We start from the raw sequence: 512 nt of genomic DNA on the forward strand, positions 1-512 counted from the left end.
GACCGGTCGGTGACGTGGCGGGTGCAGGTTCGCCGCTTCCGCTGCGGCCATTGCCCGGGGCGGATCTTTGCCGAACGCGTGCCAGGGTTGGGTACGCGCAAGGCGCGCCGCAGCGACCGGTTGGCCGCGGCGCAGACCGACATCGGCATGGTGCTGGGTGGTGAGGCCGGCGCAAGTTGTTGCGGCGGCTGGCGATGCCTGTCAGCGGCGACACCGGCCTGCGCCTGATCCGTCGTCGCGGGACCATACCGTCTCCGCCGCCGCGGGCCATCGGCATCGACGATTGGGCGTGGCGGCGCGGCCGGTCCTACGGCACCATCGTGTGCGACTTGGAGCGGCGGCGCGTCATCGATCTGTTGCCCGGCCGCTCGTCGGCACCGGTGCAGGACTGGCTCACCGCCCATCCGAGCGTGACCGTCGTCAGCCGTGACCGTTCGGGACCCTACGCCGAGGCCGCGCGCACGGGAGCACCGACGGCGACGCAGGTCGCGGATCGCTGGCACCTGCTCGTC

Annotated in this window: 1 pseudogene; it reads left to right on the forward strand. The window is 72.7% G+C overall.

The window, feature by feature from the left end:
- Nucleotides 1–512: pseudogene (locus FV242_RS34165) on the forward strand (ISL3 family transposase); the annotation flags it as partial.

Origin of the sequence: Methylobacterium sp. WL64 (genome assembly GCF_008039945.1) — a bacterium.
Classification (GTDB): Bacteria; Pseudomonadota; Alphaproteobacteria; order Rhizobiales; family Beijerinckiaceae; genus Methylobacterium.